The sequence below is a fragment of the Geothrix sp. PMB-07 genome (assembly GCF_030758935.1).
In the GTDB taxonomy this organism is placed as follows: Bacteria; Acidobacteriota; Holophagae; order Holophagales; family Holophagaceae; genus Geothrix.
This window is the reverse complement of record NZ_CP132333.1, coordinates 4,151,654-4,173,229: the sequence shown is the minus strand read 5'-3', so window position 1 is coordinate 4,173,229 and position 21,576 is coordinate 4,151,654. Positions and strand designations below refer to the sequence as shown.

The window sequence follows — 21,576 nt, the reverse complement described above, 5'->3', positions numbered from 1 at the left end:
AATGGCTACCATTGTTGGACGGGAGCTGAGGCGGACAGCCTCGGTCACGGGGAATCATTTCTTCCTCTTCACCATGCTCCTCCTCGGGACGAACCCGCGCAGCTCGGTGTTCCTGCTCTTGCTGGTGGGGATGGTGATTGTTTTTCCGCTGAGCCTCAACCCGCTCTGGAGTCTTCCCCGGGAGCGCCTTCTTTTGTTGCCTCTCAAAAGGTCGGAGACAATGCGGCTCAGGGTGCTCCCCATCCTGATGAGCCCGGTGGTTTGGGTCATCCTGCTGCTGCCTCTGTGGGGTGGCTGGCGCTACGGGCGTGTCTCGGCAACCCTCCTTTTGGTTATGGTTCTATCCAACGGAATCGCCATCTTCTGGCCTCGCCATCTTGGTTTGAGTCGATGGCGGGTTATGCCGGATTGGATCCCGAATCTTCCCGGCCCCTTGGGTGAACTGGTGCAGAAGAACCTTCGCGAGATGCTCCAAACGCTCGATCTCTACCTGGGAGTGGCGCTAGGCCTCAGTGGCGCCCTGTACCGGCTTCTGGCCTCCCGACCGGATCCTGCGGCCTTGCATGGGATGTCGTTGCTTGTGGCGCTCTCTTTCAGCACCTATGCCCAGCGTCTCTTCGGCTTTGATGCTGGGGCTGGTTGGAAGCGTTACGCGTTGCTCCCAATAAAGGGCTGGCAGATACTCGCGGCCAAGGATGTGGCATTTCTGATGCTTCTGCTCCTGTTGACGCTGCCGCTCAATCTGCTGTCAGGGCTAGCAGCGGGTCTGGTGCTCTTGGGTTTCGGTCACGCACCGAGTGTGCTGGATCCCCAGGCCCAACCTCCCTGGCGCTTCCTGAGTGGCGCGCGCGGATGGTCAGGATTCCTTCAGGTTCTGGTCATGTTCGGGGCTGGCACTGCGGTTTTCCGGGCGGCTCCCTGGGTAATCCTGCCCTGTGCTGTGGGCTATGCGGTATCCCTCCTCTACTTCGGCGCGCAGTTGGATCGTCGACTGGTCTTCAGCACAGGATGAAGGCAGATAAAAGCACGGGGCCATGAACAATGCTCGGGAAACCTGTTTTGGCATCCGTTTATCCAGGGTTGTGAATCCTACAGCTTTTCCGAAACCACGCCCACGCCCAGGTTGCTCGGCCGCTCGGCGTCGTGGAAGACGCTGTGTGTGGCCTTGTGGTAGTCCTCGGGCTTGGCCTGGTTGATGTCCATGAAGGTCTGGGGATTGCGGTCCATCAGCGGGAACCAGGTGCTCTGGAGCTGCACCATGACGCGGTGGCCCTTCTTGAAGGTGTGGAAGACGTCATTCATGGACCACGCGACGCGGGCGGGCTGGCCGGGCGTGAAGGGTTCGGGTTTCTCGAGGCTGTTGCGGAACTTGCCGCGCATGACCTCGCCCCGCACCAGCTGCTGGTAGCCCCCCATGGGGTTGGGCTGGCGGTCCCAGGGTGAGTTGCCCGCCTTGAAATCGGAATTCTTGAAGTCGTCGGGATAGACATCGACCAGCTTCACCACCCAATCCGCATCGGTGCCCGTGGTGGCCACGAACAATTCGGGATGAAGCGGACCCGCGAAGGTGAGATCTTCCGCGAGGGCTTCCGTCTGGTAGACGAGCACGTCGGGGCGGCGCCCGGCGAAGCGCTGATCGGCGCTCATGTACTCGCGGGTCATGCCGATGGCCACGTTCTCGATGAAGGGCACGGCTTTGGCGGGGTCGGAGATGAACATGTCAGGCTCGGCTGCTGCCGCGGGCGGCTCGAAGCCGAGTTTGCCTGCGGGCAGGAGGTAGAGCTTCTTCTCCCGGGCCTGCCGGGGCGGCCAGGCATCCAGCTTGTGCCAGCGGTTGGCGCCAGTCTCGAAGACCGTGGCCTTGGCGAGGTCGGGGGCCTTGGCATCTTTCAGGTGGTGGTTGAAGAAGGGCAGCAGCACGTCGGTCTGGAACCAGTCGGAGGTGTTGGCGCCGAATTGCACGGGGCCGAGATGGTCGCCCTTGCTGCGTTCCCAGCCGCCGTGGAACCAGGGGCCCATGACCAGCCGGTTGTCTGTGCCGGGGCTCTGGCGGTTCACGGTTTGATGCACCTGCAGGGCGCCATAGAGGTTTTCGGCATCGAACCAGCCCCCCACGGTGAGCACGGCGGGTTTCACATCCTTAATCTGGGGCCGCAGGTTCCGGGCCTGCCAGAAGGCATCGTAGTTGGGATGATCCAGCATCTCGTTCCAGAAGGGCACGTTCTTCGTGTACTGGCGGGTGGCGCCGGTGGAGCCCAGGCGCATGAACCATTCGTACCCGTCGGAGGTTCCGTGGTTCAAGCCTTCGGGCCAGGCTTGGGTGGGCTTGGGCCTGGGCTGACCGAAGGAGGTCATGAAGTTGAAGGCGTGGGGCAGCCAGAGGGCGCCGTTGCGGTGGAAGTCGTCCCCCTGGAACCAATCCACAATGGGCGCCTGAGGTGACACAGCCTTCAGAGCCGGATGGCCCGAGAGCATGCCCACGGCGGAGTAGAAGCCGGGATAGCTGATGCCCATCTGCCCCGCGCGGCCGTTGTTCCCGGGCACATGTTTGACCAGCCATTCCAGGGTGTCGTATGTGTCCGTGCTCTCGTCGATGACGGCGCCGCTCACGGCGCGCTGGGGCCGCATGTTCACGAACTCGCCCTCGGACATCATCTTGCCCCGCACATCCTGGAAAACAAAAATGAAGCCCACTTCCTGGAAGCGCGCCGAAGGGCCCAACTCCGGGGGGTAGGCATCCTCGCCGTAGGGCCAGACGCTGTAGGGCGTCCGGTTCAAAAGGAAGGGGTAGGTCTTGCTGGTGTCCTTCGGGGTGTAGATGGCCGTGAAGAGCTTCACACCGTCGCGCATGGGGATGAGCACTTCGCGCTTGGTGTAGTGGCTGCGGACGGCCGCGACCGCCTTCTCCATGGCCGGGCTGAGCTGGGCCTCAAGGGCAGTGGGCGCCGCCACCAGGGCCGCGACGATGAAGGCAGAGGCCCGCAGAAAACGGGAGGTGGGCATGGTGGCTCCGGATGGATACCCCATCATACGTGGTATGGTGCCGAAATTCCCGGCGACTTCCTGTGGGAGCAGCCATTCCCCTCGACGGGGGCACTGGGTTTTGATGAACTGGAGGGTGGGCCCCATGCCGGGGTTCTCCTTGCTGGAACCTGTGCCGATATGAGTCATCCCGCCATCCATCAACCCGCCGAGTGGGACCGCCACAGCGCCTGCTGGCTGGCTTGGCCCAGCCACGGTCACCTCTGGCAGGAGAACCTGGCACCGGCCCAGGCGGAGTTCGCCGCCCTGTGCCTGGCCATCGCCGAAGGCGGCGGAGAACACCTGGAGCTGCTTGTGGCAGACGAGGCCGCCGAAGCCCAGGCCCGGGCGGCCCTGGCGCCGGTGCTGGCCCAGGTGCGTTTCCATCCGGTGCCCGTGGGCGACATCTGGCTGCGGGATACGGCGCCCATTTTTGTGAAGGATGAGGCGGGCCGCCTGCACGCGGCCTGCTTCCGCTTCAACGGCTGGGGCGGCAAGTATGAACTGCCAGGCGATGACCATGTGGCCACCCGTGTGGCGGGCCGCAGCGGCGCACACCTCATCGACCACGATTGGATTTTGGAAGGCGGCTCGGTGGAGGTGGATGGCGAGGGCACCGTGCTCACCACCCGCCAGTGCCTGCTGAACCCCAACCGCAATGCGGACATGGACCAGGCCCAGATCGAGGCCGCGCTTGGGGAAGGCCTGGGCGCCGAGAAGGTGCTCTGGCTCGACGAGGGCCTCCTCAACGATCACACCGACGGCCACATCGACACCCTGGCCCGCTTCGTGGCTCCAGGTGTGGTGGTGTGCATGGAGGCAAAGGACCCGCAGGATCCCAACGCCGCCACCCTGGAGCGCTTGGCCGTGGATCTGGCCGCCATGACCGATGCCCGGGGACGGAAGCTCCAGGTGGTGCGCATCCCCTCGCCCGGCCGGCTGGAGAATGAGGACGGCGAAGCCATGCCCGCCAGCTACGTGAACTTCTACATCGGCAACCAGACGGTGGTCGTTCCCACCTACGGCACCGAATACGATGAAGCCGCTGTGGCTGCCCTGACGCCGCTTTTCCCTGGCCGCCGCGTGGTGGGCCGCTCGGCCCGCGCCATCCTCAGCGGGGGTGGCGCCTTCCACTGCATCACCCAACAGCAGCCGGAGGTTCTGTGAGCGCCGAATCCCGCACCATCCGAGTCGCCGCGACCCAGTGCGCCTTCACGGCCAGCCTCGAGGAAAACGTGGCCCGCGTGGAGGCCCTCGTCCGCGAGGCCGCGGCCCAGGGCGCCCAGGTGATCCTGCCTTCGGAGTTGTTCGAGGGTTACTACTTCTGCCGTGAAGAAAAGGATGCCTTCTTCGATTGGGCGCGGCCCGTCGAGGGGCATCCCACGATCGCGCGCTTCCAGAAGCTGGCGAAGGAACTGGGCGTGGTGATCCCGGTCTCCTTCTATGAGCGGGACGGGCACCACCACTACAACAGCCTGGCCATGGTGGATGCCGACGGTTCCCTGATGGGCGTCTACCGCAAGAGCCACATTCCCGATGGGCCCGGCTACGAGGAGAAGTTCTACTTCCGGCCCGGCAACACGGGCTTCAAGGTCTGGGACACGCGCTTCGGCCGGATCGGCGTGGGTATCTGCTGGGACCAGTGGTACCCGGAATGCGCCCGGGCCATGATGCTCATGGGGGCCGAGATCCTGCTCTACCCCACGGCCATCGGCACCGAGCCGGAAAACCCGGAGCTGGACACCAAGGACCTTTGGCAGCGGGCCATGATCGGGCACGCCGTGTCCAACGTGGTGCCCGTGATTGCCTCGAACCGCATCGGCACCGAAGGGGATCAAACCTTCTACGGCCACTCCTTCATCTCGGACCATCGCGGCGAGAAGGTGGCGGAATTGGGCCGCACGGACAGCGGCGTGATCCATGCCGCCTTCGACCTCGACGAGATCCGCCGCAACCGCGCCTCCTTCGGGTTCTTCCGGGACCGAAGGCCCGATCTGTACGGACTCATCGCCAAGACGGACTGATCAGCGGTCAGAGGCGTTGGACAGTCCCTCGACCAGGCCCTCCAGGCGCGCCAACCCTTGGGCGAGGGTGGCTCGGTCTGGCGCGGCGCCGATGGAGACGCGGATGCCGGGCTGTTGCACGGCGCGGGTGGCGGCGAAGACATCCGCGGAGACCACCACCACGCCCGCTTCCAGGGCGCGCCGTTTGAAGCGCTCCTGGCCACCGGGCGGCGTGGGCAGCCAGAGGTGCGGGCAGTGGGCTTCGCCGCGCCAGGCGAGGCTGCGCAGGCCCTGGGAGCAAAGCCGATGGCGGGCGGCGAGCTCCTTGCGCTGGGTGAGGAGGCGGCGCCAGGCGGTGCCATCCTCGATCCAGGCGGCGCCCAGGGCCATGCTCAGGGGCGAGACGTACCAGGTCGTGTGGTGCTCCGCGTCCCGGGCGCGGGTGCGCAGAGAAGGCGGCAGCAGCAAGTAGCCCAGGCGCAGGCCGGCGGCCACGGTCTTGGAGAGGCCCGTCACGTAGAGCACCCGCTCGGGTGCCAGGGCTGCCAGCGGTGGTGGCGCATCCTCCGGCAGCAGGCCGTAGACATCCTCTTCCACCAGAAGCAGGTCGTGTTTCCGGGCGATGGCCACGAGGCGCTCCCGTCGGGCCAGGCTCATGGTGGCGGTGGTGGGATTGTTCAAGGTGGGGGAGAGCACCGCCACGCGCAGGCCCGCCTTGGCGGCGGCCTGCAGGGCCGTGGGCAGCACGCCCTCCCGGTCCATGGCCATGGGATGCAGGCGCCGCCGGTTCTGGCGGGCCAGGGCCTTCAGCCCGGGGTAGACGAGGGATTCGCAGGCCAGATCCCGGTGCTCGCCCAGCAGGCTCAGGGCCGTGTCCATGGCGTGCTGGGCCCCCGCGCAGATCAGCAGGTGTTCGGCTTCGGCCGTCAAGCCGCGGCGCTGCAGCCACGTGGTGGCGGCCTCCCGGTGAAGGCGTGTGTCGCCGGGACTGGGGTAGTCGAGGAAGCGGCCGCCTTCGCCCCAGCCCAGGGTGGCGAGTCCCACGCCCAGATCGCCTTCAGCCAGACCCACGGGCGGACGGTTGGTGGAGAGGTCGATGACGCCTCCCTCCGGGCGCTTTTGCAATGCGAACAGGGCCGCTTCGGAGGCCAGGCCCAACACGTAGGTGCCGCGCCCCACCTCGCCGCCCACCAGCAGGCGGCGGGCCGCCTCCCGGTACGAGCGTGTGATGGTGCTCACATTCACACCCAATAGATCGGCTAAGGATCGATGGGTGGGGAGCTGGTCACCGGGCCGCAGCTGACCCAGTCGTACTGCGGTTCCGATGGCATCGGCCACGGCCAGGTAGGTGGGGCCGGAGGCTTGCGAGAGATCGGGCACCCAGATTGTCATGCACACAATTCTAGTTTCCATTCACACAAAATCCAAACCCGTTGCTGGCCGCGCGGTGTGCGGCCCCGGAGGGATGCATGAGCGGCCTGATGTTCCATGGACAAGCGGTGGCGCTGAACGAAGAAGGTTTCCTGGTGGATCCGGGGATCTGGAACGAGGAGCTGGCCCTGGCGCTGGCTCAGGCCGAGGAGGGGCTCGAGGCCCTGACTGAGGAGCATTGGTCCGTCATCCGCTTCATCCGCGGCCACTTCGAGGAGAAACAGGGGGCGCCCATGGTGCGTGCCGTCTGCAAGGCCACGGGCCTGCGCCTCCAGCGCATCTACGAACTCTTCCCCAGTGGGCCGGCCAAGGGTGCCTGCAAGCTGGCGGGCCTGCCCAAGCCTGACGGCTGCGTGTAGGAGGCACCATGCCGAGCGTGCTTTCCGCCCCGCTTTGCATTGCTGTCATTGCGGCGGGAGTCTGGGCCGCGGCGGGCCTGCTCCTGCTGCGGGCTCGCGTGCGGGCCTTCGGGTCGCGCCAGCCCTTCGCCGCCGCGGCGGGCGATCCGGCCGCGGGCATCCGCTACGCCTTCACGGGCGCCATGAGCCCCGGCGCCAAGGAGAGCGTGCGGGAGCACCTGCCTTCATACGGATTGGGCTTGGCCTTTCATGGGGGGATCTTCACGGCCTTCGCGCTGCTGGCGCTCCGCCTGGCGGAGTTCGGGGTGCCACGGTCGCTCTGGCTGGGCGCCCGGGCCTTGTTGGTGCTGGGTGTGGTGGGCGGTCTGGGCCTGTTGTTGAAGCGCCTTCTGAAGGCGGAACTGCGGGGATTGTCCCGGCCCGACGACGTCGTGTCCAACCTGCTGGCCACGGGCTTCGTGGCCCTGGCGCTGATACCCGGCCCGGCCTGGTTGGTGAGCGCCATCCTGCTGCTGGTCTACACGCCCCTCGGCAAGATCCGGCACTGTCTCTTCTTCTTCGTGGCCCGATCGCACTTCGGGGCCTTCTTCGGGCGGCGCGGCGTGTTTCCACCGGGAGATTCCCATGTCCACTGACCTGGAACAGAAGCTGGAGGCCCTGACGGACGCGGACTATGCGCGCGGCCTGGAGGTGTTCCGCGCCGGCCTGAAGGAGGCCGAGGCCAGCTACCTGAATGCCTGCGTGCGCTGTGGGCTTTGTGCAGGAGGCTGCCACTATCACCGCGCAGAGCCCGAGCTCGAGAACGTGCCGGGCCGCAAGCTCGATCACATCGCTTCGGTGTTCAAAGCGCACTTCACCACCATGGGTCGCCTGGCGCCGGGGCTGGTGGGAGCGAAGCGCTTCGATCGTGACATGGCCCGGGCCTGGGTGGATGCGGTGTTCGGCCGCTGCACCCTCTGCGGCCGCTGCTCCATGAACTGCACCATCGGCATTCCCCTGCCCGCCCTCTTCCGCGCGGCGCGCCGCGCCCTGGGCGCCATGGGCCTGGTGCCCGAGGACCTGCAGGCCAACGTGGAGAACAGCCTGCAGCATGGCAACAACATGGCCATCGAGCGCGAGGAATGGGTCGAGACTGTGGCGTGGATGGAGGAGGAGCTCCAGGCCGACACGGGCGATCCCGAGGCCCGCATTCCCCTCGACAAGCAGGGGGCCCGCTGCCTCTTCACGGTGAATCCCCGCGAAGCCAAGTTCTTCCCGCTCTCGCTTCAGGCCAGCGCCAAGGTCTTCTGGGCCGCGGGCGAGGACTGGACCCTGGCCAGCGATGGGGGCTGGGATCTCACCAACTACGCCCTCTTCACCTGCGAAGATGATCAGGCCGCCGCCATCGTGAAGAACCTGACCGATGCCATGACGCGCCTGAACTGCGAGGTGCTGGTCATCGGCGAATGCGGTCACGGCTATCAGAGCGCCCGATGGATGGGGCCCGAGTGGCTGAAGCAGCACTTCCCCTTCCCCGTGGTGAGCATCCTGGAACTCATGGATGGCTACCTGAGCGAAGGGCGCTTCCAGGTGGATCCCACGAAGAACCAGGAACCCGTCACGCTGCACGATCCCTGCAACCTGGTGCGGCACGGCGGCATCTCGGAGCCCCAGCGCCGGGTGTTGCGGCGCGCCGTGGCCAACCTGGTGGAGATGGCGCCCCACGGCGTGGAGAACTACTGCTGCGGTGGCGGCGGAGGTCAGCTGGCCATGAGCCGTTATCGGAACCGGCGTTTGGCCGCGGGCAGGAAGAAGGCGGATCAGATTCGCGCCACCGGAGCCAAGGTGGTGGCCGCGCCCTGCCACAACTGCATCGATCAGCTCGGCGAGCTGAACAAGGAATACCAGCTGAAGGTCCAGATCAAGACCGTGGCGGAACTGGTGGCCGCAGCCATCGTCCTCCCGACTCCTGCAGAGGTGCACTCATGAGCCTGTTCCACCTGCCCATTCCTTCCGAAGTGAAGATGATCTACCTCGACAATGGAGCCACGTCGTTCCCCAAGCCCCAGGAAGTCTACGAGGGCATGGATCGCTTCTACCGTTCGGCGGGCGTCAATCCGGGCCGCAGCGGCTTCGACCTCTGCCTGGAGGCGGGCGCCCTGGTGGATGACACCCGCAAGCTGCTCTGCGACTTCTTCGGCGGCACCGATCCCAATCGCCTGGTCTTTGGCTACAACTCCACCGATGCGCTCAACCTGGCCATCTGGGGCAGCCTCCAGCCCGGCGACCACGTGGTGACCACGCATGTGGAGCACAACGCCACCCTGCGTCCCCTGTGGAAGCTGGAGCAGGAGGGCAGCTCCGTGGATTGGGTGGATTTCGACGCCACGGGCTACGTGGACCCCCAGGAAGTGATCCGCCGCTTCCGCCCGGACACGAAGGCCTGTGTCATGAACCACGCCTCCAATGTCATCGGCACCGTGCAGGACGCCGCCACCATCGGCGCCGCCTGCCGCGAACGGGGCATCCGCTTCATCCTCGATGTGAGCCAGAGCGCGGGCATGGTGCCCGTGAAGATGGATGAACTGAACGCCGACATCATCTGCTTCACGGGCCACAAGAGCCTCATGGGGCCCATGGGCATCGGTGGCATGTACGTGCGGGAAGGCGTCGAGATCCGCCGCACCCGCGCAGGCGGTACCGGCGTGAAGAGCGCCCAGCGCCAGCACCTGGATGAATACCCCTACCGCATGGAGTACGGCACGCCGAACCTGCCGGGCATCGCGGGCCTGAACGCGGGCGTAACCTGGGTCAATGCCATGGGCCTGGACGCCATCCACCACCACGAAATGGCCCTCTGGACCCGGCTGCGCGACGGCCTCCGTGAGATCGACGGCGTGGTGCTCTACTGTGCCGAGGATGTTCCCGGCAAGCAGCGCATCAGCGTGCTGTCCTTCAACATGGAAGGTTTGGAGGCGGCGGACGTGGGCACCATGCTGGACGTGGACCACAACATCGCCTGCCGCACGGGCCTCCACTGCACCCCCATGGTGCACGACCACCTGGGCACCACCGCCCTCCACGGCGCGGTGCGCTTCGGCATCGGCGTCTTCAACCACGAAGAGCACATCCAGGCGGCCATCGAGGGCGTGCGCGAAATCGCCGCAGGGCGGCACCGCCGCGCGGGCCAGGTGGCGGCGGTGCGGGCTAAATAACAAGGGTTCCTCGCTGAATCGTGTGGGCAGGGACTCACCGGACCGGCAGGTTTGGGATCATGGTGGGATGGGCGCGAACGCTCTTTTCACCATGGCGCTGGGTTTCTCCTCTTCTTGGGAGGTGAAGGAGTTGGTGTTCACCACTGAGACACGGTGGTTGGACATCCAGATCGACTTCCCGCGAGGGGCGTCTTTCCCGTGCCCGGAGTGCGGGGAGTCTTCGTAGGTCCACGACACCGAGGAGAAATCCTGGCGGCACCTGGACTTCTTCCAGCATTCGGCTTACCCGACAGCGCGGGTGACTCGCTGCCGCTGCGGTCAGCACGGGGTGAAGCAGGTGGAGGTGCGGTGGGCCCGGCCAGGATAGGGGTTCACACTGTTACTCGAGGCCCTGCTCATGGCGCTGATGCGGGAGATGCCATTGAATTCGGTGGCTCTCACCGCGGGCGAGCACGACATGAGGCTCTTGCGGTTGGTCGATCACCACGCGGAGGAGGCCCGACAGCGGTTGGATATGAGCCGGGTGAAGGCGATTGCCGCGGACGAGACCGCCGCCCGGCGCGGACAGGACCACGTGTCGCTGTTCATGGACCTGGACCGGAGGCGCCTGCTGTTCGGCACCCAGGGCAATGACCGGAGCACGGTCGAGGCATTCAGGAAGGGCCTGGAGACCCAAGGAGGTTCCGCCGAACGGATCAGCGAGGCTTGCTGTGACATGTCCCAGGCCTTCATCCTGGGGCTGAGGGCCCAATTCCCGAACGCCCATCTCACCTTCGACGGCTTCCACGTCATGCAGTTGGCGAACAAGGCCTGGACGATGTTCGAGGAATCGAATCCAGAAATCGCCCTGAACTCAAGCGCAGCCTTGAATCGAGAGTAAGTGGACCAGTGGGAAATTCACAAAGTGGACCTTTTCTTATCTACGGTAGATGGTCAGACTTTCAGGCAAGGTGGCCAACCTTGTTATTTATCGGATGCGTGCATGCAAAAAATAGTCATGAACGGTTATATAGCAATCTAAAATACTTGCTTCCCCGGTCGATAAGGTGGTCCATTCACCAACTCCGTAGGGGCTGAGGCAGACTATTGACAGATTACCGTCATGGGAATCTCAGTAATCTTGAACAAACCTTCTATTATCACAATTAAAGGAGATCAGTCATGGAATTTACCAAGAAATTAAATTTAACACGAGAGACCCTTTGTCATCTCGGAAACGAGGACCTTAATCATGTTGTTGGTGGCGGTGGTGGTATTAAACATAAAGGTGCTACTTATGATGGTAGTGATACCAATATTAATTGTGTAAACACAAGCTTTACGGAGACTGGAAATTGCTGGGGTGAAGTAACCGTTATCTATTGATTTTATGGTGTTGCCGTCTTTTTTACATGACTTCGTCTGTATGGCTTTATAAATAATCCCCCAAGTCGATAGTTCTGATGGGGCATTCGGCTTGGGGTTGGTTTAACAAGTGGGCATCAGCGATAGAGATTTACCACGAGGCACCGAGTCACTGAGTAGGTACGGAGGCCTCCGTGCCTCGTGGTGAATCCTTTACGACTGAAGGCGAAACGGTAACAAAACTCAGACCTTGAACTGCCCCACCAGCTGATTCTGGTCGGCCGCCACGCGGGCCAGTTCGCCTGCGGTTTGGGCCACTTCGCTCACGGTGCGGGCCATCTGCTCGGTGGCCGTGGCGTTGTGGGCCACACGCTGCAGGTTTTCGTCGACCTGCTGGGCCACCTCGGCGCTGGTGCGGGCCCGTTCTTCCGCGGCGGAGCCCACTTCCAGGATCATGGCGGCAAGGCCCTGAATGTTGGTGTCGATGGCGCCCAGGGCGGCGACGGTGGCATCCACCATTTCGGCGCCGCGATCCACGGAGGCGTTGCTTTGTTCGATGAGTTCGCCGATTTCGCGGGCGGCGGCACCGCTGCGTTCCGCCAGTTTGCGCACCTCTTCCGCCACTACGGCGAAGCCCTTGCCCATGGCCCCGGCCTTGGCGGCTTCGATGGCGGCATTGAGGGAGAGGAGGTTGGTCTGCCGGGCGATGTCCTGAATGAGGCGCACCGCTGCCACCATGCGGGTGGTGGCCGCGCGGATGTCATCCATGGCCTGGGCGCTTTCCCCACCTGCGTGGGTGCCCTGGTTCACTGCGGCCACGGCGGCTTCGGATTCTTTCTGGGAGCGCTTGATGTTGGCGGATACTTGGTCGATGGAGGCGGACAGCTCGGTGACAGCAGCCGCCACCCGCTCGAAGGCCTCCCGCTGGGCCAGGGAGTTCCCGGCCAGGCTGGAGCTGGTGGTGGCCATCTGTTCGCTGGAGGAAGAAAGCTGGTTGGCGCCGCTGGCCACGGAATCGGAGGATTCCGTCAGGTGCCTGCAGACCTCCCGCATGCGGGCGTTGTAGGTGTTGAAGGCAGCGGCGGCCTGGCCGGTCTCATCCTCGCTCTCCACAGGCAGCTGCAAGGTGAGGTCGCTCTGCTTCAGGCCCTGGGCCAGGGCATTCAAAGGCCGGGTGATCCACAGGCTCACCCGATAGACCACCAGGGCCGCGACCATCCAGACCACGAAGGAGGCAAAGAAGTCAAAGAAGAAGGTGCGCCACAGGGGGTGGCCGAGGTCGACGCCCTTATCCAGAAGGCCTTGGGCCGCCAGGGCCCGATAGTCGAGCAGGGTGTCGTGGATGTTGAAAAAGGCGTAGCCGGCCATGGGGGGCGCCAGCATCAGGAGAAGCTTCCCGCGCACGCTCAAACGATGGGACAAGGACATGCGGGGCTCCGGCAGAGGGGCAAAATAGGCCCCATGGCTGCATCGGACCGCTGGACAGGCTGATTAAATTCAGCCAAACAGTTTAAGGGTCTCGTCGAGGGCCCGAATCACGGAAAGCACCTTGAATGGCTCGATCACCAGGTAATCCACGGCGCCTGCGGCCGCGGAGCGGTTTCTTTTTAGATCGCTTTCTTCTTCGGTACCGCCAATGAGAATTGGCAAAGGGCAGGCCTCCTCCTGAACCACCCTTCGACAGCGCTCCAGGGCCGTGCCCGAGCGGAGCCGGTGGTGGATGAGGATGAGACGAGTGCGACCCCAACTGTCGGCTCCGGCGCCCAGATCTCCCAAGGCTGGTTTCAGGGGGCCCGGGCCCAGATCCAGGGCGGCCACCCCGAACTTGCGCCCGACGGCCTCCGCGAACCGGGCAGAAAAGGCCTCCCCCTCGGCCACCACCAGGATCAGGGGATCCCGGTCCACCAATAGCCGAGGCCGGGCTGTGGGCACGAGCACCGCTTCCTTGCGACCGGGCAGCTTGGGAGACTCGAGGCCACCGGGATTGAACCGGGCCCGGTCGCGGTTGGCCTGCTGATGGCGGGCTTCCAGCAGCCACTGGCGGTAGCGGCCAACGGTTTCGCGGTCCGCAGAATCGCTCAGTCGCAGGCCCCAAACTTTATCCCCGAAGTAGGCGACCTTCCCTGTGAGGACCAGGCTCTCCCCTGGGGCGATGCGCACCTCCACGGTGGTGGAGGCATTCAGGCGCAGCAGGTCGCTCAGGGCATGGGTGCCTTCCGGGGGCATCAGTTCCAGGCCATCCTCGCCAAAGGCCGTGGCCAGGCCATCCTTTACGTCATTTCGCTGATCGGCGAAGGGGCAGGGTATGGCCCGGTCGGGGATGTACTCCGCCAGCCGATGGGCATCCAGGGCCCGGAGCATCCGGGGCATGCTGATGTGGCCTGCTTCCATGCCATGAAGTTTCCCGTGGCCCTCGAAATCCACCACGGCTTCGAAGGGCAGGCCGCGATCCACCAGGCGCAGGGCCAGCCGTGCACCGGGCTTCAGGCGCCACTGGCCTCGCTCCACATCCGAAATGCCCAGGATGATGCGGTCGGGGGCTTCGGCCAGCACCTTGAACTCACCCTTCAGGGTTCCAAAGGTCAGCTGAACGCTTTCCTCGCCTTCACAAAGCCGCTGGAAGACCATGCGGACTGCTTCGGGCTCTTCCTTGTTGAGACTTCGATTGGCCATGAATGCCCTATCGGATGGGTGTTGGCAGACTCAAACTTCGCCCAGCAGGCCTCCCACGGCGGTATAGGGATCCAGGGCATGGTCGGCAATGCCCTGGATGAGGCTGTCCAGGCGTTCGGGGCTCACATGGGCCTTGGCTCGGCGCACCGCCGCCTCGGCCAGCAGGGATTCAAACCGCAACCGCGCCCGCTCCCGGGCCTTACGCGCCAGGCCGCCATGGGCTCGCAGCCAGCGGCCATGCTCACGGATCTGAGCCAGCAGCTCGGCGACGCCCGTGCCTACCTGGGCCACGGTGCGCAACACAGGTGGGTCCCAGCCCTCGGGCATGGCCAGGGATTTCATGGCCTCCAGTTCGCGCTCCACCTGATCCGCGCCTTCCCGGTCCGCCTTGTTGATGATGAAGAGGTCGGCCACTTCCATGATGCCGGCCTTGATGGCCTGGATTTCGTCGCCCATGCCCGGCACCAGCACCACGCAGCAGGTCTGGACGCAGCTGACCACGTCGACTTCATCCTGGCCCACGCCCACGGTTTCCACGATCACCGTATCGAAGCCCGCCGCGTCCAACAGATCGATGGCATCCTGCGTGGCCCGGGCCAGGCCGCCCAGGGCACCGCGGGTGGCCATGCTGCGGATGAAGATGCCAGGGTCCGCCGCGATGCGCTGCATGCGGATGCGGTCGCCCAGAATGGCGCCACCGCTGAAGGGTGACGTGGGATCTACGGCCAGGATGCCGACCTTCTGGCCTTCGGCGCGCAGGGCCCGGGCCAGCTGGTCGGTGAGCGTGCTTTTGCCCGCCCCCGGGGAACCGGTGATGCCGATCACCATGGCCCGGCCCAGATGGGGCCAGACCTGGGCCATGAGATTCCTGGCCCCGGCATGGCCATTCTCCATCCAGGAGATGGCGCGGCCCAGGGCGCGGTGCTCGCCGCGACGCAGAGGCTCCAGAAGGTCGACAGTCAAAGGCATGGGCCCAGGATGCCAGACTTCACGGCCTCTGGCGGGATGGGGTACCCTGGTCTTTCGGCTCTGGCCCCAAGGGAATCATGACAATGAAAAAAGGATCCACCTCAGCGAGCGGTCCTCTCACCGGGGACGCCGTTCCCGAGCAGGCCGCGAAGCCCACGCCTGTGCTGCTGACCAAGCGGGCGCCTGTGGCGCCGCCGGATCCCAAGGCCCCCCGGGAAAAGATCTGCTCCGACTGCGGCATGCACTTCAAGGTCGAGACCGGCCAGAAGTTCTACCTCTGCCCGGATTGCTACCGCCGTTCCTTCGTCTACAAGCGCAAAGGAGGGAAGGAAGCCGCCCGTATCCTGACCCACATCACCTGCGCCTCCTGCGGTGCCCAGGAATACCTGCCCTTCATCCCGGATGACCCCAGCAAGGCTCTGTGCCGAGCCTGCTTCGCCAAAGAGCGGCCGGAACCAAAACCAGCCCCCAAACACTCTCATCGATAACCCGACGAGGTTTTCCATGCGCTCCACCGCCCTGCCCTTTCTGCTCATCGCCGCCCTGCTTCCCGCCCAGACGCCCGCCAAGTCGGCCAAGGCAAACCCGGCCAAGCCCGCTGCCTCCAAATCCGCGACCAAAGCCACCGCGAAGCCCGCCCCCGAGGCCGAAGCGGCCCGCAAGGGGCTGCGGGAAACCCTGGATGCCATTGACGCCGCCTGGTTCGGCCAGCCCTACCAGGGCATCTCCTCCGTGGACATGCAGGGCACGCTTGGAATCGCCCTCAGCGGCGCCGCCATCAACCAGAAGGTGGACAGCCTGAGCCAGGGCCAGGTGAAGGGCAACAGCCAGGGTGGTTCGGCCAACCTGCGCGTGAAGGGCACCTACTTTGCCAATGGCGACTTCAAGACCGATCTGGCCGGCGATTTCGGCACCATCCTCTACACCCGGCGCGGCAACCGAGGCTTCATCTACAGCAAGGAGCAGAACGCCTACACCACGCGGGTGGACCCTGCCGCTTCGGATGCGCCCCTCACCTACATGACCTGGTTCCGCCAGACGCTGAATGACATCAAGGCCGTCTATGTGGATGGGCCCACCTTCCAGGCCACCCTGGCCGGGGAGGAGAATGTCGATGGACGCACCGTGCAGCGCCTCGTGTTCACCGCACCCACCCAGGGCTGGGACGCCAAGAAGCGCGAGCAGAGCCTGGCCCAGAGCCTGGGCTTCTGGAAGCGTGGCAGGCTGGAGGTCTCCGTGGACAAGACCAGCAAGCAGCCCATCCGCCTGGATTTCCGCAACGACGAGCAGGGTGTCCACACCCGCATGGATTTCAGCTATGCCGCCAACAACCGCCTGCAGTCCGTGAACATCAACAACAGCAGCCGCGGCTTCGAGGGCCCGGGCTGGCTGCGGGTGGGCTACGGCAGCGAGGGGCGCATGTCGAACGTGGCCGGCGAACTGGCCAGCCAGGACAAGAAGGTCTCCTTTGCCATGGACCTGAACTGGTCCAAGACCCGCACCGCCGCCGACATCACCGCCATCCCCCCCGCGGGCGCCACCAAGCGCGGCCGTGAAGAGATGGAAACCCAGCTCCTCGTGGGCCTGGCCGCCAAGATCTTCGACCTCCAGCGCGCCGGCCTCAACCTCCGCAGCGTCGCCATCGGCGCCAAGTAGCGATACACTGTCCCCTTCGGGGCGTGGCGCAGCCTGGTAGCGCATCTGCTTTGGGAGCAGAGGGTCGGAGGTTCGAATCCTCTCGCCCCGACCAATACGATGAAAGAACCCTCTCCGGAGGGTTTTTTTGTGGCGCTCATCGAAGGTGTGTTCGAACCTCCGAGTGGGATCGCGGAGGCCGTGCGGGGCACGGCCGGGAGCGAAACCGGGGACGGCGAAGCCGGACTTGTTCGAATCCTCTCGCCCCGACCAATACGATGAAAGAACCCTCTCCTGAGGGTTTTTTTGTGGCGCTCATCGAAGGTGTGTTCGAACCTCCGAGTGGGATCGCGGAGGCCGTGCGGGGCACGGCTGGGAGCGAAACCGGGGACGGCGAAGCCGGACTTGTTCGAATCCTCTCGCCCCGACCAATACGATGAAAGAACCCTCTCCGGAGGGTTTTTTTGTGACGCTCATCGAAGGTGTGTTCGAACCTCCGAGTGGGATCGCGGAGGCCGTGCGGGGCACGGCCGGGAGTGAAACCGGGGACGGCGAGGCCGGACTTGTTCGAAGCCCCCCGCCCGTTTCGGCAAAGAATCAGCGAACCTTCATAGGACGCCTGCGTCCTTTCTTCCATGGGTGATCCGAGTTCCTGACGTGCAGGACGCGGCCCCAAGGACCCCGCACCATCCGGGGATGCCCTCTTCCCATTCACTGCCCGCCGCTGTCGACGCGGTCGGCTCTGCCCTGCCTCAAGGAGTCACCATGACCTCGCCCACCTGCATCGTTCCCGCGGCACTTGTCTGCCTCGCCATCGTTCCCCTCCGCGCCGAGCGTGGCCCCTCCACGCCCGAGGAGCGGGCGCGGGTCCAGCGCCTCGCTGCCGAGACCGACCAGGATCCCCTCAAGCTGCTCACACCCGAGGGGCGCTGGTTCACCAAGTGGCTGGACGACGTGCCGGATGTGACCTTCGGCCCCGAGGCGCCCGCGCGCTGGATGGAGAAGGAGGCCAAGGGGGATCTGCGCCGAGTCGCAATCCCGAAGTACATGCTGAGCGGCGTGGCCCACATGCTGGCCCACGGGCTGCAGGATGCCCGCAAGGCGCCGGACCGCGGTGTGGCCGTGCACCAGGCCGCCCTAGAGGGCGTGGTGCGCGCCTACGAGGCCCTGCGGGACAAGAAACCCGAGAACCGCTCGGCGGCTTTCGACGAGGCCCTGGCGCAGCTGAAAGCCGGAACCTTCCCCGCGTTTGTGGCGGGCCTCTATCCGAAGTCCCGATGAGGCGCCCCGCGGGTTTCTTGCTGGCGGGCCTCCTGGCCTTGGGACTTGGAGCGCAGGGAGCCCCGCCGGATCTGCTGGTGCGGGAAATCAAAACGAATTCCCGCCTCATGCCAAACCTCGAGGCCCTCTGTGATGGGATCGGCCCCCGTTTGACCGGTTCGGCCAACCTGGAGAGGGCCGAGGCCTGGGCCATGGACACCCTGCGTGCGTCCGGCGCCGAGAACGTCCACGCGGAAGCCTACGTGCTGGGCAGGCCGTGGCACCGGGGGAAGGCCTGGGCGCGGCTGAGCCGCTTGGGCGCACAGAAGTTGGACCGGCCCCTGGACATCGCCCAGTGGGGATGGACCGAGGGCACCAGGGGTGTGGTGCGGGGCACAGTGGTGCGGATGGAAGCCCCCACGGTGGCGACGCTGGAGGCGCAGGCGCCGGCATTGGCGGGCAAGGTGGTACTGGTCGATGTCCGCCCCAGAGCCACGGAGACGGAGCGGAAGGATATGAAGGCCTACCGGGCCAGGCTTCGCCGCGCCTGGCGTGCCGCGCGGACAGCCCTGGTGCTGGTGCCCTCGGAAAAGGAGTCAGGCCTGCTGGACATGGCGGGAGGCCCCGATCTGCCGTACTCGTCTGCCGCGGCCTTCATCGCCGAAGGCCAGGCGCGGCTCCTCAAGCGCCTGCTGGCCCGCGGCGCCAAGCCGGAGATAGAGGCCTTTCTGGGCGGCGGCTTCGGGATGGAACCGGTGCAGGCCCACAATGTCGTCGGAGAACTGCGCGGCACGGAACATCCCGAAGAGGTGGTGATCCTGGGTGCGCACCTGGACAGTTGGGATCTGGCCACGGGTGCCGCCGACAACGGCGCCGGTGTGGTGGCCTTTCTCGAGGTGCTGCGGGCCATGAAGGCTTCCGGTCTGCCCCTGCGCCGCACGCTGCGGGTGGTGCTGTTCTCAGGTGAGGAACAGGGTCTGCTGGGCAGTCGAGCCTACCTCGCGGCCCACGCAGAGGAGACGGAGAAGATCCAGGCCGTGCTTGTGATGGATTCCGGGAGCGGTCGCATCTCGGCGATGGCCGATGGCGAAGTGGATGCCTGGGCCGAGGCACTGCAGGCGGCGCTGAAGCCGGCGGAAGCGCTTGGGGCCCAGGATGTGGTCTATGCCCGCCCGAGGGGCAGCGACCATGACACCTTCCGGCGGGCGGGCATTCCAGCCTTCGCGCCGCGGCAGGAATCCCGCGAATACGACACCCATGTGCAGCACACCCGGATCGATGAAGTGGACCGCGTGAGCGGAGAGGATCTCGAACAGGCCACCCAGGTGATGGCCATCCTGGCCTGGGGCCTCCTGAACGGGCCGCGCCTTCCGCATGTACCCCGCGATCCTTCCTGAGGCGGTGGGCTTCACGGGTTCATCCCTCCTTCCTGTTCAACGCCTTGAACGGCATCGCCCTCCCGGTGGGTCCGAGCGGGCCGAGCAGAGGCTCGGCCCGCTTCCCGTGTGGAGGCGCGAGGTGGCATTGGCTGGGCTTCGGCGGAGCGTCGCGTCTCGGCTGCATCGGCGCAGGGCTGGGCACCACCAGCTCCTGGCCTTGAAGAACCCCGCCCGTTCACGCGCGGAGGAGACGTTCAAGGGGGAGGGTTTCAGATCCTCCCCATTGAAATGGAAACCAGGGTGGTCTTCGCAGATTCAGCCACCACGCCTGTATGCGGGGGAGGGGCGCATCCAAAGGGAAAGCGCAGACGACCCCGGCGTCTGTACCGGGAACGGAGATTCCTCAGCTCGAGACGCGGAAACACTGGGGTCAAAAAATGATGATGTAACGGTAATCTATGGTGATCTACGACACAACCCCATTCGCCTCAAAATCAACTTGCGGAATTGATACGAATGCTTAAAAGTGGCTGTGGTGCTTTGTTTTAATGGTAAAAATACGGCTATTCGGAAGACGTGGTGTTCAATCCCGGGCGCGGAAGGCCATTGACGGGCACCGGTGGATGGATCTTTACTTGACCGATCGGTAACGATTTACCGATTTGCCTTCTCGATCCATCAACGCCGGGTTGAAGAAGCATGAAGAGCAAGCCGGGAGGGATAGACCCCCGGTGAGGAGAGGTCTGCATTGCCCTTCATTGAAAAATCCGGCCCTTTTCAACGGTGCTGACATGAACAAAGACCAATACATCGCTAGCCTCCGCAAGCTGAACCTGAAGGTCTACCTGTTCGGTAAGCTGGTCGAGAATCCGGTCGACCACCCGATGATCCGCCCCTCCCTGAACTCCGTCGCCATGACCTATGAGCTGGCCGAGCAGGAGGAGTACAAGGACCTGATGACGGCCACGTCGAACCTGACGGGCAAGAAGGTGAACCGCTTCTGCCACCTGCACCAGAACACCGAAGACCTGGTGAAGAAGGTGAAGATGCAGCGCCTGCTGGGCCAGAAGACTGCCTCCTGCTTCCAGCGCTGCGTGGGCATGGATGCCTTCAACGCCATCTACTCGACCACCTTCGAGATGGACGCGAAGTGCGGCACCGAGTACCACAAGCGCTTCACGGAGTACATGAAGTTCGTGCAGGAGAATGACCTGGTGGTGGACGGTGCCATGACCGACCCCAAGGGCGACCGTTCCCTTTCCCCCAGCAAGCAGGAAGACCCGGACATGTATCTCCACATCGTGGAGGAGCGCAAGGACGGCATCGTGGTGCGCGGCGCCAAGGCCCACCAGACCGGCGCCGTGAACTCCCATGAGCACCTCATCATGCCCACCCAGGCCATGAAGGAGGAGGACAAGGACTACGCCGTGTCCTTCGCCGTGCCCTCGGATGCTGAAGGCGTGTTCATGATCTATGGCCGCCAGTCCTGCGATACCCGCAAGCTGGAAGAAGGCGCCGACATCGACCTGGGCAATTCCGAATTCGGCGGCCACGAAGCCCTCGTGATCTTCGAGGACGTGTTCGTGCCCTGGGAGCGCGTGTTCATGTGCAAGGAGTGGGAGTTCGCCGGGATGATGGTGGAGCGCTTCGCGGGCTACCACCGCCAGTCCTACGGCGGCTGCAAGACCGGCGTGGGCGATGTGCTCATCGGGGCCGCTGCCCTGGCCGCGGACTACAACGGCGCGGCGAAGGCCACCCACATCAAGGACAAGCTCATCGAGATGACCCATCTCAATGAGACCCTCTACGCCTGCGGCATCGCCTGCTCCGCCGAGGGCTGCAAGACCGCCGCCGGCAACTACCAGATCGACAACCTGCTGGCCAACGTCTGCAAGCAGAACGTCACCCGCTTCCCCTATGAGATCGCCCGCCTGGCCGAAGACATCGCCGGCGGCCTCATGGTGACCATGCCTTCCGAGGCCGATTGCCGCGACGCCAAGCTGGGCCCCTACGTGAAGAAGTATCTGAAGGGCGTCGCCAGCGTGAGCACTGAGAACCGCCTGCGCGTGCTGCGGCTCATCGAGAACATCACGTTGGGCACCGCGGCCGTGGGCTACCGCACCGAATCCATGCACGGCGCGGGTTCCCCGCAGGCCCAGCGCATCATGATCGCCCGCCAGTCGAACCTTGAGCTCAAGAAGGCGCTGGCCAAGAAGATTGCGAAGTTGAAGGAGCAGAAGTAGGCCGGGGCGCCCGGTTCACCAGACAAGCGGGGGCACCCCCACAGCACGGCAAGCAGGCTGCCCCA

At 64.9% G+C, this 21,576-nt stretch carries 19 protein-coding genes and 1 tRNA gene; 15 read left to right on the top strand and 5 right to left on the bottom strand.

The features are described from left to right. The first annotated feature begins 1 nt into the window (after position 1). Positions 2 to 1,012, top strand: a complete 1,011-nt coding sequence (locus tag Q9293_RS18275) for a hypothetical protein (protein WP_306248991.1) — start codon at positions 2 to 4, stop codon at positions 1,010 to 1,012. Positions 1,013 to 1,089: 77 nt separating this feature from the next. Here the strand turns inward: Q9293_RS18275 and Q9293_RS18270 are convergent, their stop codons facing one another. Beyond that, a complete protein-coding gene (locus Q9293_RS18270; RefSeq protein ID WP_306248990.1) occupies positions 1,090 to 3,003 on the bottom strand; it encodes a CocE/NonD family hydrolase in 1,914 nt (637 codons plus the stop codon). Between the two features lie 159 nt (positions 3,004 to 3,162). Between Q9293_RS18270 and Q9293_RS18265 the strand changes: the two genes are divergently transcribed. Then, positions 3,163 to 4,188 carry an agmatine/peptidylarginine deiminase gene (locus Q9293_RS18265; RefSeq protein ID WP_306248988.1) on the top strand — a complete coding sequence of 342 codons (1,026 nt, stop codon included), beginning with the start codon at positions 3,163 to 3,165 and terminating at the stop codon, positions 4,186 to 4,188. Then, positions 4,185 to 5,045: an N-carbamoylputrescine amidase gene (aguB, locus tag Q9293_RS18260; protein WP_306248987.1), complete on the top strand. Its 861-nt coding sequence runs from the start codon at positions 4,185 to 4,187 to the stop codon at positions 5,043 to 5,045. The genes Q9293_RS18265 and aguB overlap by 4 nt, the downstream gene beginning before the upstream one ends. Here the strand turns inward: aguB and Q9293_RS18255 are convergent, their stop codons facing one another. After that, entirely contained in the window at positions 5,046 to 6,416 is a 1,371-nt protein-coding gene (locus tag Q9293_RS18255) for a PLP-dependent aminotransferase family protein (RefSeq protein WP_306248985.1), read from the bottom strand. A gap of 77 nt (positions 6,417 to 6,493) precedes the next feature. On the opposite strand from Q9293_RS18255, the gene Q9293_RS18250 reads away from it, so the two are divergent. The 6 genes from Q9293_RS18250 (at position 6,494) to Q9293_RS18225 (ending at position 11,373) form a co-directional block, all read left to right on the top strand. Next, complete coding sequence (locus Q9293_RS18250) at positions 6,494 to 6,814, top strand: TusE/DsrC/DsvC family sulfur relay protein (RefSeq protein ID WP_306248983.1); 321 nt, start codon at positions 6,494 to 6,496, stop codon at positions 6,812 to 6,814. Between the two features lie 8 nt (positions 6,815 to 6,822). Continuing rightward, on the top strand, positions 6,823 to 7,449 hold the full coding sequence (locus Q9293_RS18245; protein WP_306248982.1) for a hypothetical protein: 627 nt from the start codon (positions 6,823 to 6,825) through the stop codon (positions 7,447 to 7,449). Then, on the top strand, positions 7,439 to 8,782 hold the full coding sequence (locus Q9293_RS18240; RefSeq protein WP_306248981.1) for a (Fe-S)-binding protein: 1,344 nt from the start codon (positions 7,439 to 7,441) through the stop codon (positions 8,780 to 8,782). The genes Q9293_RS18245 and Q9293_RS18240 overlap by 11 nt, the downstream gene beginning before the upstream one ends. Next, positions 8,779 to 10,008: an aminotransferase class V-fold PLP-dependent enzyme gene (locus Q9293_RS18235; protein WP_306248980.1), complete on the top strand. Its 1,230-nt coding sequence runs from the start codon at positions 8,779 to 8,781 to the stop codon at positions 10,006 to 10,008. The genes Q9293_RS18240 and Q9293_RS18235 overlap by 4 nt, the downstream gene beginning before the upstream one ends. A 415-nt stretch (positions 10,009 to 10,423) precedes the next feature. After that, positions 10,424 to 10,888 carry a transposase gene (locus Q9293_RS18230; protein WP_306248978.1) on the top strand — a complete coding sequence of 155 codons (465 nt, stop codon included), beginning with the start codon at positions 10,424 to 10,426 and terminating at the stop codon, positions 10,886 to 10,888. A gap of 281 nt (positions 10,889 to 11,169) precedes the next feature. Then, positions 11,170 to 11,373, top strand: a complete 204-nt coding sequence (locus Q9293_RS18225; RefSeq protein WP_306248976.1) for a hypothetical protein — start codon at positions 11,170 to 11,172, stop codon at positions 11,371 to 11,373. 222 nt (positions 11,374 to 11,595) lie between these two features. Here Q9293_RS18225 and Q9293_RS18220 read toward each other — a convergent pair whose 3' ends face one another. From Q9293_RS18220 to meaB, 3 genes are all read right to left on the bottom strand, one after another. After that, positions 11,596 to 12,780, bottom strand: a complete 1,185-nt coding sequence (locus Q9293_RS18220) for a methyl-accepting chemotaxis protein (protein ID WP_306248974.1) — start codon at positions 12,778 to 12,780, stop codon at positions 11,596 to 11,598. Between the two features lie 69 nt (positions 12,781 to 12,849). Next, positions 12,850 to 14,025, bottom strand: coding sequence for a hypothetical protein (locus Q9293_RS18215; protein ID WP_306248972.1), 1,176 nt, complete (start codon positions 14,023 to 14,025; stop codon positions 12,850 to 12,852). 30 nt (positions 14,026 to 14,055) lie between these two features. Continuing rightward, positions 14,056 to 14,994: a methylmalonyl Co-A mutase-associated GTPase MeaB gene (meaB, locus tag Q9293_RS18210; protein WP_306248970.1), complete on the bottom strand. Its 939-nt coding sequence runs from the start codon at positions 14,992 to 14,994 to the stop codon at positions 14,056 to 14,058. Between the two features lie 77 nt (positions 14,995 to 15,071). Between meaB and Q9293_RS18205 the strand changes: the two genes are divergently transcribed. From Q9293_RS18205 to Q9293_RS18180, 6 genes are all read left to right on the top strand, one after another. Continuing rightward, positions 15,072 to 15,482, top strand: a complete 411-nt coding sequence (locus Q9293_RS18205) for a hypothetical protein (RefSeq protein WP_306248968.1) — start codon at positions 15,072 to 15,074, stop codon at positions 15,480 to 15,482. Positions 15,483 to 15,498: 16 nt separating this feature from the next. Further along, entirely contained in the window at positions 15,499 to 16,650 is a 1,152-nt protein-coding gene (locus Q9293_RS18200; protein WP_306248966.1) for a hypothetical protein, read from the top strand. A gap of 17 nt (positions 16,651 to 16,667) precedes the next feature. Continuing rightward, positions 16,668 to 16,744: transfer RNA gene (locus Q9293_RS18195), tRNA-Pro, on the top strand. A gap of 650 nt (positions 16,745 to 17,394) precedes the next feature. Beyond that, positions 17,395 to 17,910 (top strand): hypothetical protein, encoded by a 516-nt coding sequence (locus Q9293_RS18190; protein ID WP_306248964.1) that lies wholly within the window; start codon positions 17,395 to 17,397, stop codon positions 17,908 to 17,910. After that, the gene (locus Q9293_RS18185) at positions 17,907 to 19,286 is read left to right on the top strand and encodes a M20/M25/M40 family metallo-hydrolase (RefSeq protein WP_306248963.1); all 1,380 of its coding nucleotides are present in this window, start codon (positions 17,907 to 17,909) and stop codon (positions 19,284 to 19,286) included. Before Q9293_RS18190 ends, Q9293_RS18185 begins: the two co-directional genes overlap by 4 nt. Positions 19,287 to 20,059: 773 nt before the next feature. Beyond that, positions 20,060 to 21,511 carry a 4-hydroxyphenylacetate 3-hydroxylase family protein gene (locus tag Q9293_RS18180; protein WP_306248961.1) on the top strand — a complete coding sequence of 484 codons (1,452 nt, stop codon included), beginning with the start codon at positions 20,060 to 20,062 and terminating at the stop codon, positions 21,509 to 21,511. The last annotated feature ends 65 nt before the right edge of the window (positions 21,512 to 21,576 follow it).